Source organism: Microbacterium sp. gxy059, from assembly GCF_050958665.1.
GTDB lineage: Bacteria > Actinomycetota > Actinomycetes > Actinomycetales > Microbacteriaceae > Microbacterium.
Window position 1 is genome coordinate 36528 of the sequence record NZ_JAMXWT010000017.1, and the last position, 14181, is coordinate 50708.

A 14181-nucleotide genomic window follows, 5' to 3' on the forward strand; every position below is an offset into this window, starting at 1 on the left:
CGCCCCACCCCGGCTCGGGCTCCCGGCCTTCGCGCCGGATCCGAGCACGATCCCATCACATACGTGGAGCCCGCCGGCGTCAGCTCGGCGGGCTCCACGACGGAGGCGGGTCAGTCGTCGGACCCGCCGAACTCGTTGCGCCACATCGACAGCGCCGACCCGATGGCCATGTGCATGTCGAGGTACTTGTACGTGCCGAGGCGACCGCCGAAGTGCACGTCCTTCTCGTCCTTCGCCAGGTCGCGGTAGGCGAGGAGGCGCGCGCGGTCCTCGTCGGTGTTCACGGGGTAGTACGGCTCGTCGCCCTGCTCCGCGAAGCGCGAGAACTCGCGCATGATGACCGTCTTGTCGGAGGGGTAGCGATCGAAGCGCTCCGGGTGGAAGTGCTTGAACTCGTGGATGCGGGTGAACGGGATGTCCGCGTCCGGGTAGTTCATGACGGGCGTGCCCTGGAAGTCGCCGATCTGCAGCACCTCCTGCTCGAAGTCGAGCGTGCGCCAGCTGAGCGATCCCTCGCTGTCGTCGAAGTAGCGGTCGACGGGGCCGGTGTAGACGACGGGGAGCTGCCCGACGACCGCCTGCTTGTGGAACGGCTGCGACGCGTCGAAGAAGTCGGTCTCGAGCCGCACCTCGATGTTCGGATGGTCGGCCATCCGCTCGAGCCACGCGGTGTACCCGTCGACGGGCAGCCCCTCGTGGGTGTCGTTGAAGTAGCGGTTGTCGTACGTGTAGCGCACGGGGAGGCGGCTGACGATGTCGCCCGAGAGCTTCTTCGGGTCGGTCTGCCACTGCTTGGCGGTGTAGTCGCGGAAGAACGCCTCGAACAGGGGGCGCCCGACGAGCGCGATGCCCTTCTCCTCGAAGTTCTGCGCCGTCCTGACGTCGAACTCGCCGGCCTGCTCCTTCACGAGGGCGCGCGCCTCGTCGGGCGAGTACGCCGCCTGGAAGAACTGGTTGATGGTGCCGAGGTTCACCGGAAGCGGGTAGACGACGCCGGCGTGGTTCGTGTACACGCGGTGCACGTAGCTCGTGAACGCCGTGAAGCGGTTGACGTACTCCCACACCGACTCGTTCGAGGTGTGGAACAGGTGGGCGCCGTAGCGGTGCACCTCGATGCCCGTCTCGGGCTCCGCCTCGCTGTAGGCGTTGCCTCCGATGTGGCTGCGCCGGTCGATGACGGTGACCTTGCGGCCGGCCGAGGCGGCGCGCTCGGCGATGGTGAGTCCGAAGAAGCCGGAGCCGACGACGAGGAGATCGGTGTCCATGTGCTCCATCCTCTCAGGCGTGGCGCGGTCTTCCTGGCAAGATGCCGCCGCGCCGCGACAAGATCCCTCACCCCCGCTCAGGGAGATCCCCGCACTGATCGATGCGGAACAGCGTCGAGTCGCCGTCGGTCGCGACCGGATCGAACAGGCCCGCCTCGACCGCCGCGTGGGGTCCGGGGAAGTGGTTGCCCGCCGGGTCTCCCCCGCCGAACTCGTGGGGGTCGTACAGCACGTAGCGCACGCGCAGCGCGTCGAGCGCCTGGCAGACCGCCGGATCGTCCTCGATCTTCTCGAGGTGCCAGGCGAGGGAGAGCCGGTGCGGATCCCACTGCCCGTTCACGTGCGGGAACACCGGCTCGCGCCCCGCGTAGAGCTGGGTGAGGGCGGAGCCGTCCCAGGGATCGCCGAGGATCCGCTGGTCCTCCGGAACGGTCTTCGCGACGGGGTCGGCCATGAAGTCGATCTGCTTCTGGGAGACGATCTCCCAGACCGCGCGCTCCGCGGGGAGCCGGAACACGCTCGCGGTCGCCGCGCTCGTCCCCGTGAGCGCGAGCACCGCGGCCCCCGTCGCGGCGACCGCGGCGGTGAGGGCCGTCGCGATCCGCCGCGCCGCGATCCGCGACCGCGCCAGGCGCCGCGCGACCGCGAGGATCCCGAGCGTCGCGAGCGGCACGGCGAGGACGGGGATCGCCGCCTGCAGGCGGAAGCGGTCCTTGTACCAGGTGCCGGTCGCGAGCTTCGCGATCGCGCCGTCGGACCCGGCCGCCAGCACGAACAGCGCGGCGACCAGTGCGAAGGAGACGACGATCCAGCGCGTGCGCCGGTCGCGCGCCGCCGCGACGACGCCGCACAGCACCGCGGCGGCGATGAGCGGGGAGGCCCAGGTCAGCTCCTCCCCCTCCCCGGTCATGGCCCGCTGGAGGAGGACGTCGACGACGCCGGCGCCGATCGTCTGCACGGCCTGGGCCTGGGGGCCCTCGAGGCGGTCGGCGAGCGGCTCGTCGAACAGGCCGAGGCTCACGACCGCGTACGCGAACGCCGCGGCCCCGCCGAGGGCGACGACCGAGAGGATCGAGCCCAGCCAGGCGTTCGCGACCCGACGCGCTCTCCCGCCCCGGCGACGAGCGCGCCGGTATCCGCGGGCCAGGATCCACACGACGAAGGGCGCGCCGATCACGACCCAGGTGGGGAGGACGCGCGGGTGCGCGATGCCGAGGGCGCCGACGACGAGGAGCGTGCCGGCCGCGCTCAGCCAGATCGTCGCCGTCCGGCGCGGTCCGGGACGCATCGCGGCGATCGTCCGGATCGCGAGGACCGGGAGCGCGACGGCCGCCGGCAGCAGCGCGTGCGCGAGGAACGTCGGGTAGATCGTGCCCCAGGCCAGCAGCGCGTAAGGGAACGCGCCGAACAGCGCGCCGACGATGAGCGCGACGGGGACGACCGCCTCGGCCCGGCGCGGGACCGCGACCTGCGCGAGCCAGGCGACCCCCGGAAGCCACACGAGGGCGGCGACGACCAGCCACACGGCGTTGAACGCGACCGCGACCGGCGCTCCGCTCAGCTGGGCTGTCGCGGCGACGAGCAGGTGCCAGCCCGACGGGTACACCGCGAGCCCTCCCCCGCCCGTCTCGATGAGGCTGCGGAGCGTGAGCGGCGACCCCGAGAAGCCGTCGAGGATCGCCGACACCGCCGAGAGGTGGAACACGTTGTCGTAGGTCTGCGAGATGCGATCCGGCCGCACGCCCTGGAACGCGACGAACGCGATGATGCCGGCGCCGATCGTCCATGAGAGGAGGAGACTGCCCGGCGAAGCCGTCTCCTGCGGCGCCCTCGCCCCGGGGAGCGGACGCCGCGCGACGCCGCAGACCGCCAGCACGACAACGGTAGGGATGAGCACCTGCCATGCGGCGAAAGCCACGCCGAGCGCCCCCGCGCCTGCGGCGGCCGTCCCCCACAGCGCGACGCCGACGAGGCCGGACATGGCCGTCCGAGCGAGGAGGCCCGCCCGCAGGGGTGCGCTCGCGAGCAGGCCGGGGACGAGGACGACGAGGACGGCCGCGCCGATCGCCGGCATGGCCTCGAACCAGGTCACGGGCGTTCGCTCCCGCGCCGGACACAGGCGGAGAGAGCCCCCGTCAGTCGATCTTGACGACGGCGGAGCGCGGCACCCACCTGAGCCCCTTCGTCGTCTCGACCTCGAGCCACTGCCGCGTTCCGGAGATCGACGTCGCCTGCACCGTCGTCCCCGTGCGGAGCTGGACGTCGGACACCTCGCACCCCGACCGCGGGCCGACGAGAGCCGGGGTCGTCTTCAGGAGGCGGTAGCGCTTGACCGCGGGGCCGACGCCGCCGTTGGGGGCGAGGCAGGTCCGCTCCGCGGCGGACGACAGCGCGAGCGCGCTGCGGGCGACCCAGCGTCGCCCTTCTCCGGTCTGCACGAGCACCCAGTCGCCGGACCCCGACGCCTGAACCGCCTGAACGACGGCACCGGAGGAGAGCGTGCTCGACCCGAGCTCGCATCCTGCGCGCGGCGCGGTTCTCGCCGTCGTCCCGGATCCCGTGACCCGGAACGCGTAGGACGCGCTGCGCACGCTGCCGCTCGGCTCGGTGCACGCGGCCTCCGCGTCCGACGCGTAGTCGACGGCGCTGCGCGGGATCCACTTCTTGCCCGATCCTGTCCAGACCTGGAGCCAGTCCCTCGCCGCAGTCACCTTGACGGCACGCACCGTCGTCCCCGCCGCGAGGGTGGTCACGCCCCGATCGCAGTCTGCGCGAGGAGCGTCGCGGACCTTCGTGGACGTCTTCACCGTGTAGATCTTGACCGCCGATGTCGTGGAGCCGACGCCGCACGACGGCTGGGGCTTCGGCGGGGTGTGCGCCGACCCGAACCAGTCGGTGTAGTAGTTGTAGAAGTTGCGGTTGCCGTACGAGGCGCACTTGTCGCTCGACGCGCCGTAGCCGGCCGCGAGCGACGCCCTGTTGGGCTGATACGGCGTGTAGTAGTACAGCGCGGCCGTCGCCTTGTTCTCGATCTTCACGGCTCCCGATCCGCAGGACGCGTTCGGGTGCCAGAGCACCTGGGAGGTCTTGCCCACCGGGTACCAGCTGAAGTAGCTGTCCTTCGTGTACCGCTGCAGCTGGTAGGCGGCGTGGTACATCTGGTTCTGGAAGCCGAAGTACTTCGCGTCGCACGCCGCGTCGTCGGGGCACGCGTACCCCATCGCGATGTCGTAGCGCCAGTCGCTCGGCCACGTGTGGGTGACGAGGCCTTGCTCCTTCTGCAGCATGACGATGAGCACCTTCTCGCTCACGCCGCAGGCCTTCGACACCTTGGAGATGATCGCGGCGGCCGTCTCGTTCTTCGCCCCCTGATAGGAGCCGGCGCAGTACGCGTTCGGCGCCTTCGTCGCCGTGCTCTGCCGGAAGTCCTTCAGGCAGGTGTACCCAGACTGGCAGCTCGACACTTTGCCGTCGAAGAACTTCTGGATCGCCGAGGCCGACATCGTGCCAGAGGTGTACATCTGGCTGTCGGCGATGATGTTGCCCGGCCGGAAGTCGTTCAGGCGGTATGCCTCCAGCCCGCGCGACTCCGCGTAGGCCCCCGGATCGGCCTCGTCGATCGTCATCGAGCCGAGGTAGTCGCCCGCTTCCGGTGTCGGGATGCCGAGGTCCGGTTCCGCCTCGGGCGCGGTCTCGTCGTCGACCGGAGCCTCCTCTGCGGGCTGCTCGTCGTCTGCGGGGGCGTCCTCCTCGGCCGGGACGTCCTCCTCGCCCGCCCGTTCGTCCTCCTCCGCGGCCTCGCTCGCCTCCTCGGCGGCCGGCTCCGTCGATGCGTCGTCTGCGCCGTCCGGATCCTCCTCGGGGGACGCGCCCCCGGCGGGGGCGGGCTGCTCCACCGCGGCCTCCGCGCCGTCATCGACCGTCCCCGCGGCCGCCTGCGGCGCGAGGGATGCGATGAGGACCGCGATGACGGCGGTGCTGAGGAGCGAGACTCCCCGGAGGGCGGAGTTCGGCGAGGGAGGACGACGACGCATGCGACCAGTGTGTCAGAAGCGCTCTCGTGAGACTGCCCCTCCCGTCTCTCGCGCAGGCGGCCGCGCCTATGATGACGGGATGCGCGCCGGCTCGAAGATCCTCGTCTTCCCCGCCTATCGGGCGAACCCCTACCTCAATCTCCTGATGCTCGATGCGAGCGCGCAGGGGCGGGAGGTCGTCCGGGCGCACACGGTCGACGATCTGGTGCGCGAGGCGCTCCGGCTGTCGCGCGGCGACGTCCTGCACGTGCACTGGACGACGCCGATCGTGCAGCAGGCGCCCGGCGACCGGATCGCCGCCCGCCGGCTCCGCACCCTCTCGGCGCTCCTGCGCGCCCAGCGCGCGCGGGGCGTCTCGGTCCTCTGGACGATCCACAACCGCCTGCCTCACGAGACGGCCAGGCACGACCTCGAGGTGCGCCTGCACCGGCTCCTCGCCGAGGCCGCCGACGCGATCCACATCATGTCGCCGGCGACCCCCGAGCTGCTCGCCGACATCGTGCGCCTCCCGCCGGAGAAGGTGCGCGAGATCCCGCACCCGAGCTACGAGGGGATCTACGACACGGGGATCGACCGCGCCGAGGCGCGCGCGTCGTTCGACCTGGCAGACGAACGGGCGGCGCTCTTCCTCGGGCAGATCCGCCCCTACAAGGGAGTCGACAGCCTCATCGCCGGCGCCGCCGAGGCGTCCGGACGGCCCGGCGCTCCCGAGATCGCGCTCCTGCTCGCCGGGCAGGTGAAGGAGATGCCGCTCGACGAGTTCCGGAGCTCGCTGCCCGCAGGGCTGCGCACCGAGGCGCATCTCGCCTTCGTCGACGACGGCGACATCGCGCGCTGGTTCCTCGCGGCCGACGTCGCGGTCTTCCCCTACCGCGCGATCCTCAACTCGGGGAGCGTGCACCTCGCGGCCACGTTCCGCGTGCCCGTGGTTCTCCCCGACGAGCCGCACCTGCGCGCGCAGTTCGCCGGAGAGACGTGGGTCGCCTTCTTCGACCCCGCGCGCCCCGAGGAGTCGATCGCGGATCTGCTCGCCGATCCCGACCTCTTCGCCGGCGTGGACGACGCCTCCTTCGAGGCGTTCCTGTCGCGGATCACGCCGTGGCGCGTCGCCGAGCGGTACGCCGACCTCGTCGCGGAGCTGTCTGTGGTCTGAGGAGCGCCCCTCAGCGACCGAGGCGCACCCGGACCGCGAGCAGGGCGCGACGCGCTCCCCGCGGGATCCAGTGCCGTCGCCGACGCACCACGGTGACCCCGTCGTAGCCGTCGTAGAGGAACGCGTCGCGCGCCGCGTACGGCGGCAGCGAGGCCTCCCCCGCGAGCGGGACGACGAGCCCGGCGCCGTCGGAGACGACGGGCGAGAGCGGGCGGTGCAGCGGCAGCGACGCGACGGGGAACGCCGCGCTGAACGCCTGGCGCTCGCCGTCCGCGCGCCACGCCACGCTCGCGGGCGGGATCACGCGCGCCTCGCCCGTCTCGGCGTCGAAGAGGCCGGGCGAGACGTCGCGCGCGAGCGCGCTGCCCTCGACGACGAGCACCTGTCCGCCCGCGATCCCGCTCACCTTCGCGTCGACGCGCTCCGCGAGATCCACGCGACGCGCGTCGTCAGCCGAGAGCCCGTGCGCGGACGGGGAGAACATCGCGGCACGATCGCCGAGCACGCGGCGAGCGCGTTCGACGAGCCTCCGCCATTCCTCCGCCTGTCGCGGCACGCGAGCCCCGACCTGACGGGCGAAGCGCTCGGCCAGGACGAGACGCTCCTCGTCCGTCGGCCCGTCACCCTCCTCGAACACGCGGAACAGCGCGTCCCAGTCGCGCCAGGCTTCCGCATCTTCGACCTCGGCGGCCTCCCCGCGCGCGGCGCCGGCGCGCGCCGCGGCCCGCGCGGCGCGGATCTCGCCCTCCGCGGTGAGGCGGAGCACGAGCTCGCGCGGAGCGGGGACGCTCCCCGTGGGCGCCGGCGAGAGGGCGAGCAGTCCTGCGACCGCCGTGCTCACGCGCGGGTCCCCCTCCCCCTCGGTCAGCGCCAGCAGATGCTTCGCGACGTGCACGTATCCGTCGCGGTCCCATACCAGGTTCGAGAAGACCCGTTCGAGACCGGCATCGCGGCGCGCGGCGACGAGCCGAGCGCAGGCGCTCTCCTGCTCGAGGTAGCTGAGGAGGGACTCGGGCGACGCCGCGCGGGAGGTCATCGATCCGCTCCCCGGCCGCTCCCGATAGACGTAGACCACGTCGGGCACGGTGTCGACGCGGCCCGCCGCGAGATACGCCGAGGTCATGGGCCGGATGTCGTTGGACCGCGGCACGTCGGGGAAGCGGATGCCTTCCCGCTCCCAGAAGTCGCGGCGGAACGCCTTGTTCCAGCAGGCGCGGCTGTAGAGGAGCGTCGGGTCGTCCGCGAGCGTCGCCCCCGATCGCCGCCTCCCGTACGCGGCCATGGCGGCCGTCGGCCGCCACGTGTCGGCCGCGCGGAACTTGAGGAAGTCGCCGAACGCGATGTCGGAGCCGCTCGCGATGAGGCCGTCGACGAGGGCGCGGTACGCGCCGCGGGGCACGAGGTCGTCGCCGTCGCAGAAGACGAGGAACCGACCGCGCGCGCGGTCCGCCCCCGTGTTGCGCGCGGAGCCGCCGCCCGGCGCGTCGGAGGACAGGACGACGAGCCGCGGATCCTCGGCCGCGCGCTCGTCCAGGTACTCGCGCGTGCCGTCGGAGGAGCGGTCGTCGACGACGATCACCTCGAGGGGGTCGACGTCCTGCTCGAGCACGCTGTCGAGCGTCTGACGCACCCAGGGGCGCACGTTGTGGGTGGGGATCACGACCGACAGCAGCGGCGATGTCCCGCCCGCCGCCCGGTCCCCGCGTTCGGTTCCGGCCATAGCGGCATCAGCTTAAGCGACGAGCCGGCGAACCGGCGGGCGGACAGGAGGTTCGAGGATCGCGCGTGGCAGGATGGGAGGGATGCGCGGCAGACGGACTGCCCGCGACGTGCCTCTCGTTAAGGAGATCCCAGATGAAGCTGAGCGTCATCGGATGCGGATACCTCGGCGCCGTCCACGCGGCGGCGATGGCGTCCCTCGGCCACGACGTGGTCGGCATCGACGTCGACGAGACGAAGATCGCCCTGCTCGCGAACGGCGAGACGCCCTTCTTCGAGCCCGGTCTCGACGAGATCCTCCGCGACGCGCTCGCCTCCGGACGCCTCCGCTTCTCGACCGACTACGCCGAGATCGCGGACGCCGACGTGCACTTCATCGGCGTCGGCACGCCCCAGCGCCGCGACGGCGCGGGCGCGGACCTCACCTACGTCGACTCGGCGATCCAGGACATCCTCCCGCACCTCAAGCCCGGCTCCCTCGTCGCCGGCAAGTCGACCGTCCCCGTGGGAACGGCGGCGCGACTCGCGGAGATCGTGGCGCCCTCGGGGGCGCGCCTCGCGTGGAACCCGGAGTTCCTGCGCGAGGGCTTCGCGGTCAAGGACACGATCGAGCCCGACCGCCTCGTCTACGGCGTCGCCGACGCGACGCGCGACGAGGACACGGCGATCCTCGACGCCGTGTACGCGAAGGCCCTCGCGGCGGACACGCCGCGCCTCGTCACCGACTACGCGACCGCCGAGCTCGTGAAGGTGGCGGCCAACTCGTTCCTCGCGACGAAGATCTCCTTCATCAACGCGATGGCGGAGATCGCGGAGGTCACGGGCGCCGACGTCACGCAGCTGGCCGACGCGATCGGTCACGACGTCCGCATCGGGCGCCGCTTCCTCAACGCGGGAGTCGGCTTCGGCGGCGGCTGCCTGCCGAAGGACATCCGCGCGTTCGCCGCCCGCGCCGAGGAGCTCGGCAAGGGAGAGTCCGTCGCCTTCCTCAAGCAGGTCGACGAGATCAACCTGCGCCGTCGCCAGCGCGTCGTCGACCTCGTCGTCGACTCGTTCGACGGACAGCCGTTCGACCGTCGGGTGGCGGTGCTCGGCCTCGCGTTCAAGCCGGACAGCGACGACATCCGCGACTCCCCCGCTCTCGACGTCGCCGTGCGCCTCAAAGGGCTCGGCGCGGAGGTCGTCTCGTACGACCCCGAGGCGATGGAGACCGCCCGTCGCGCGCACCCCCAGCTCACCTACGCCGCCTCCCTCGACGAGGCGCTACGAGGCGCCGAGGCGGTCGTCGTCGTGACCGAGTGGAAGCAGTTCCGTGCGCTCGACCCCGAGCGCACGGCGGAGCTCGTCGACCGCCCCGTCGTCTTCGACGGGCGGAACATCCTCGATCCCTCGGCGTGGCGCGCCGCCGGCTGGACATACACCGGCATGGGGCGCTGACGGATGTCCGCCCGCGTCGCCGTCGTCGTCCGCACGAAGGACCGCCCGGACTTCCTGGAGCGCGCGGTGCGCAGCATCTGCGGGCAGACGATGTCCGACTGGGAGTGCGTGGTCGTCAACGACGGCGGCGCGCCGGAGCCCGTGGAGGAGGTGCTCTCCCGCGCCCCCCGGAAGCACCGCGACCGGTTCCGCATCGTGCACCACGAGAGGCCGCGAGGTCGCTGGGTGAGCGCGAACGTCGGGGTGCTCGCGACGACCGCCCCGTTCCTCGTCCTGCACGACGACGACGACAGCTGGCACGGCTCGTTCCTCGAACGCGCCTGCGCCTACCTCGATGACCCGGCGCATGCCGACCGGGGCGGCGCCGTCTCGCGGATCGAGATCGTCTGGGAGGTCCCCGACGACGAATCCGGCCTGTATCGGGCGGTGGGCCGCGAGCTCTGGCAGCCGGACCTCACCGCCCCGACGCTCGCCGACGAGCTCCTCTACAACCGCTTCGTGCCGATCGGGTTCGTCTACCGCCGTTCGCTGCACGAGGAGCACGGCCTGTACGACGAGCGCCTCCCCGTCGTGGGCGACTGGAACTTCTATCTGAAGGTGCTCCAGGCCGGGCCCCTCGAATACCTCGGCGACACGCCGTACGCCTACTGGCACCAGCGTCCCGGACAGCAGGGAGCCGCCGGGAACAGCGTCATCGCCGGAGACGATCAGCATCGCCGCACCGACGCGATGCTCCGGGACGAGGCGCTCCGCGCGCACATCGACGAGCACGGCATCGGGCTCGCGCTCTACCTGACGAAGTTCGTCGATGAGCGGGTCCGGGCGACCGAGGACCGGCTGCGGGAGGAGATCGAGCGCGCAAGCTTCGCGCAGCGTGTCTACCGCCGCGCCCGGCGCATCCTCGACCGCTGAGCCGCGTTCCGGATCCCGTCGGCATCCGTTCACCTTCTCGTCACCTGAGGCCACGCCCCGGCCACCCTGCCTCCCTAGCCTCGTCGGCGAGTGGGACGCTCCGCGCTCGATGACGAGATCGAAGGGAACACTGTGACCGGCAACAGGAAGAGGGCTCTCCTCGCAGGAGGGATGGCGGCCGTGCTCGGCGGCGCCGGCATCGCGGCGGCGGCCGTCCCGGCGCACGCGGACGACGCGGAGGACGCTCCCAAGAACGTCATCGTCATGATCGGCGACGGCATGGGCTACAACCACATCGACCTCCTGAACGCGAGGACGACGGGCGAGACCCACTGGCAGGTCCAGCGCGGCGGCGACCGGAAGGTGGTCCCCTCGGGGCAGAACACGGAGCCGTCAGAGGGATGGCAGGCGTGGAACCACCTCGGCATGTCCACCCACTGGCACCACGGCCCCGTGTACGACCCCGCGAAGTCGTGGACCGACTGGGAGTGGAACAAGCTCGATCCCACCGACTCCGCCGCCGCCGGCACGGCGATGGCGACCGGCGTGAAGACCTACAACGCCGGCCTCGGCGTCGACTACGAGGGCGACGTCGTCGAGAACGTCGCCGAGCGCGCCCAGAGCCTCGGCAAGAGCGCCGGCGTCGTGAGCTCGGTCCCCTACTCGCACGCGACCCCGGCCGCCTACTCGAGCCACAACGAGAGCCGCAACGACTACCACGGCATCGCCCGCGAGCAGATCGACGGCGACCTCGAGGTCGTCATCGGCGCCGCGCACCCGTACTTCAGCGACGACAGCGAGCCCCTCGAGCAGGGCGACTTCACCTACATCGCCGAGGAGGACTGGGAGCGCGTCTCGAACGGCGAGACCGACAGGGCGTTCCTCGAGACGACCGAGGACTTCGAGGCCCTCACGACCGGCGAGACGCCCGACAAGGTCTTCGGCACGCCGCAGGTCGCCTCGACGCTGCAGCAGGCGCGCACCGAGGGCGCCCCGCTCAACGACGTCGTGGGGCTCCCGACCCTCACCGAGGGCGCGCTCAACGTGCTCGACGACTCCGAGGAGGGCTTCTTCCTCATGGTCGAGGGCGGCGCCATCGACTGGACGGGTCACGCGAACCAGTCCGAGCGGAACCTCGAGGAGGTCCGGGACTTCGACGACGCCGTCACGTCGGTGATCGACTGGGTCGAGACGAACTCCAGCTGGGACGAGACGCTCGTCGTCGTGACCGCCGACCACGAGACCGGCTACCTCTACGGCGCGACCGAGGGCGACTTCAGCTCGATCATCCCGGCGGGCGAGGGCGCGGACGAGGCCGAGCTGCCTCAGCACAGCTGGAACAGCGACAATCACACGAACCAGCTCGTGGGCTTCTTCTACCAGGGCGCGGGGGCCGACCAGGTGACGGCGCTCGGCACCCAGCGCGACACGATCCGCGGACGCTACTTCGACAACACCGACCTCGCCCAGTGGCTGCTGAACGACGCGTGGGCCGTCTCCGAGGAGCCCGAGCCGGGCGACGAGGATGCGGACGCCGACGGCGGATCCGACGAGGCGGACGAGAGCGACGCAGACGGATCCGAGGACTCGGCTCCCGGCGATGAGGAGGGCGCCGAGGCGGGTGAGGAGAACGCCGAGGGCTCCGCGGAGTCCGGCGACGGCGCCGAGGACGGCGCGGGCGAGGGCTCGACGGAGTCGGGCGACGGTGCCGAGAACGGCGACGCCCCGACGGGCGACGACGCCGACGACCAGGGCGCCGCGGGCTCCGACGACGGCGACGCCACGAAGCCCGGCGACCTCGAGGCGACGGGCGGCTCGCCCGCCCTGCCCCTCGGTCTCGGCGCCGCCGCCCTGCTCGCGCTCGGCGGCATCCTCGTGGCGCTCCGGGTGAGGACGCGACGCGCGACCGCCTGATCCGACGCGGAACGCGAGGAAGCCCCGGCCGACGACCGGCCGGGGCTTCCTCGTCTGCGGCGACGGATCAGTGCGGGGTGTCGCGGAGCACCTGCACAGCCTCCTCGATGTCGCCGTCGAAGTGCACCCGGTGCTGGTGGATCATGATGCCCCGGCTGCAGAGGCGCCTGACCGTGTTCATGTCGTGGCTGACGACGAGCATCGTCACGCCGCGTGCCACGAGCTCCTCGATCTTGCGATAGCACTTCTCCCGGAAGGGCGCGTCGCCCACCGAGAGCACCTCGTCGACGAGCAGCACGTCGAGATCGACGTGGATCGCGACCGAGAACGCCAGGCGCATGAACATGCCCGACGAGTAGTGTTTGACCTCCTGGTCGATGAACTCGCCGATCTCGCTGAACGCGACGATGTCGTCGAAGCGATCGTCGATCTGCGCCTTCGACATCCCGAGGATCGCGGCGTTGAGGTACACGTTCTCGCGCCCGGAGAGGTCCGGATGGAAGCCCGCGCCCACCTCGATGAGCCCGGCGACGCGCCCGCGCGTGAGCACCCGCCCCGCATCGGGCTCGAGGACGCCCGAGATGAGCTTGAGGCTCGTCGACTTGCCCGACCCGTTGAAGCCCAGCACGGCGACCGCCTCGCCCTCCCCCACCTGGAAGCTGACGTCGTCGAGCGCCTTGAAGTGGTCGGCGCGCACCTTCTTCCCCTTGATCCAGCCGACGAACGCCTCCTTGAAGGAGTGCGTGTTGCGCTTGAGGAACTGCTTCGTCACGTGGTCGACGACGATCGACGGGCGCGAAGCCGAGGTCTGAACGAGGGTGTCTGGCATCACAGATCCTGGGCGAAGGACCGCTCGAAGCGGCGGAAGGTCAGCTGGCCGATGACGAGGAACAGCAGGCACAGCACGATGGCGCCGGCGGTGTAGAGCTCGAAGTGGGGCGCGAAGCCCGGGGATCCGCCCGGCGCGGTGTCCGCGTCGAAGGCCGGCACCGTGCCCTGCCAGAACGCGAAGTGGAACAGCTCGACCGCGATCGTGATCGGGTTGATCATGTACACGTACAGCACCCACGACGGCAGGTGCTCCTGGATGAGCACCCAGGTGTACAGCACCGGCGAGCCCCACGTCGCGAGCATCCGCAGCACCTCGACGAAGTTCTGCGCGTCGCGGAAGCGCACGTTGAGCCCCGCGAAGAACAGGCCGAGACCGAGCGCGAGCATCCCGATCACGACGAGCGCGAGGAGCATCGCCCCGACGCCGGCGACGGACGGCACCCAGCCGTACAGGATCGCGACGACGACGAGGATCAGCAGCTGGGGCAGGAAGTGGATGAACGCCCCGATGATCGCCGACAGCGGGAACAGCTCCCGCGGCAGGTAGATCTTCTTCACGAGCGCCTTGTTGTCGACGATCGACGTCGTCGCGTTGCCGAACGCCTCGTTGAAGAAGGTCACGACGATGAAGCCCGCGAACAGATACAGCGGGAACTTGTCGACGCCGCGGTCCATGCCGAAGATGAAGCCCATCACGGCGTAGTAGATGAAGAACTGGATGAGCGGCTTGATGTACGACCAGGTCCAGCCCAGCGCGGAGTTGCGGTAGCGCGTGGACGTGCCCTTGCGGATGAGCAGGCGCAGGAGGTAGCGCCACCGCACCACGTCCAGCAGGCCCCGCCCGCGACCGGGGACGTCGTATTCGCTCAGGTCGATGGTCGTCACGTGCCAGCGCCTCGCATCATCAGGCGGAAGA

At 71.3% G+C, this 14181-nt stretch carries 10 protein-coding genes; 4 read left to right on the plus strand and 6 right to left on the minus strand.

The features are described 5' to 3' along the window. Positions 1-110: 110 nt before the first annotated feature. The 3 genes from glf to NHL53_RS10545 form a co-directional block, all read right to left on the minus strand. Positions 111-1265, minus strand: a complete 1155-nt coding sequence (glf, locus tag NHL53_RS10535; protein ID WP_433776825.1) for a UDP-galactopyranose mutase — start codon at positions 1263-1265, stop codon at positions 111-113. 67 nt (positions 1266-1332) lie between these two features. After that, positions 1333-3357 (minus strand): DUF6541 family protein, encoded by a 2025-nt coding sequence (locus NHL53_RS10540; protein WP_433776826.1) that lies wholly within the window; start codon positions 3355-3357, stop codon positions 1333-1335. A gap of 43 nt (positions 3358-3400) precedes the next feature. Next, the gene (locus tag NHL53_RS10545) at positions 3401-5299 is read right to left on the minus strand and encodes a hypothetical protein (RefSeq protein ID WP_433776827.1); all 1899 of its coding nucleotides are present in this window, start codon (positions 5297-5299) and stop codon (positions 3401-3403) included. A 79-nt stretch (positions 5300-5378) separates the two neighbouring features. On the opposite strand from NHL53_RS10545, the gene NHL53_RS10550 reads away from it, so the two are divergent. Further along, the gene (locus tag NHL53_RS10550) at positions 5379-6452 is read left to right on the plus strand and encodes a glycosyltransferase (RefSeq protein WP_433776828.1); all 1074 of its coding nucleotides are present in this window, start codon (positions 5379-5381) and stop codon (positions 6450-6452) included. 10 nt (positions 6453-6462) lie between these two features. Here the strand turns inward: NHL53_RS10550 and NHL53_RS10555 are convergent, their stop codons facing one another. Further along, positions 6463-8172 (minus strand): glycosyltransferase family 2 protein, encoded by a 1710-nt coding sequence (locus NHL53_RS10555; RefSeq protein WP_433776829.1) that lies wholly within the window; start codon positions 8170-8172, stop codon positions 6463-6465. Positions 8173-8306: 134 nt separating this feature from the next. Here NHL53_RS10555 and NHL53_RS10560 point away from each other — a divergent pair, with 134 nt between their 5' ends. The 3 genes from NHL53_RS10560 to NHL53_RS10570 all read left to right on the plus strand — a co-directional run bounded on the left by NHL53_RS10560 (position 8307) and on the right by NHL53_RS10570 (position 12434). After that, positions 8307-9608 (plus strand): UDP-glucose dehydrogenase family protein, encoded by a 1302-nt coding sequence (locus tag NHL53_RS10560; protein WP_433776830.1) that lies wholly within the window; start codon positions 8307-8309, stop codon positions 9606-9608. Between the two features lie 3 nt (positions 9609-9611). Further along, entirely contained in the window at positions 9612-10520 is a 909-nt protein-coding gene (locus NHL53_RS10565) for a glycosyltransferase family 2 protein (RefSeq protein WP_433776831.1), read from the plus strand. 132 nt (positions 10521-10652) lie between these two features. Beyond that, positions 10653-12434, plus strand: coding sequence for an alkaline phosphatase (locus NHL53_RS10570; RefSeq protein WP_433776832.1), 1782 nt, complete (start codon positions 10653-10655; stop codon positions 12432-12434). A gap of 67 nt (positions 12435-12501) precedes the next feature. On the opposite strand, the gene NHL53_RS10575 is transcribed toward NHL53_RS10570, so the two are convergent. Then, positions 12502-13263, minus strand: a complete 762-nt coding sequence (locus tag NHL53_RS10575; protein ID WP_433776833.1) for an ABC transporter ATP-binding protein — start codon at positions 13261-13263, stop codon at positions 12502-12504. Next, complete coding sequence (locus NHL53_RS10580) at positions 13263-14150, minus strand: ABC transporter permease (RefSeq protein ID WP_433776834.1); 888 nt, start codon at positions 14148-14150, stop codon at positions 13263-13265. The genes NHL53_RS10575 and NHL53_RS10580 overlap by 1 nt, the downstream gene beginning before the upstream one ends. Positions 14151-14181: the final 31 nt, after the last annotated feature.

Coding starts and splice junctions, on each gene's coding strand:
- NHL53_RS10555 (WP_433776829.1), bottom strand. CDS start 8,172: ATGGCCGGAACCGAACGCGGGGACCGGGCGGCGGGCGGGACATCGCCG.
- NHL53_RS10545 (WP_433776827.1), bottom strand. CDS start 5,299: ATGCGTCGTCGTCCTCCCTCGCCGAACTCCGCCCTCCGGGGAGTCTCG.
- NHL53_RS10560 (WP_433776830.1), top strand. CDS start 8,307: ATGAAGCTGAGCGTCATCGGATGCGGATACCTCGGCGCCGTCCACGCG.
- NHL53_RS10550 (WP_433776828.1), top strand. CDS start 5,379: ATGCGCGCCGGCTCGAAGATCCTCGTCTTCCCCGCCTATCGGGCGAAC.
- NHL53_RS10575 (WP_433776833.1), bottom strand. CDS start 13,263: ATGCCAGACACCCTCGTTCAGACCTCGGCTTCGCGCCCGTCGATCGTC.
- NHL53_RS10565 (WP_433776831.1), top strand. CDS start 9,612: ATGTCCGCCCGCGTCGCCGTCGTCGTCCGCACGAAGGACCGCCCGGAC.
- glf (WP_433776825.1), bottom strand. CDS start 1,265: ATGGACACCGATCTCCTCGTCGTCGGCTCCGGCTTCTTCGGACTCACC.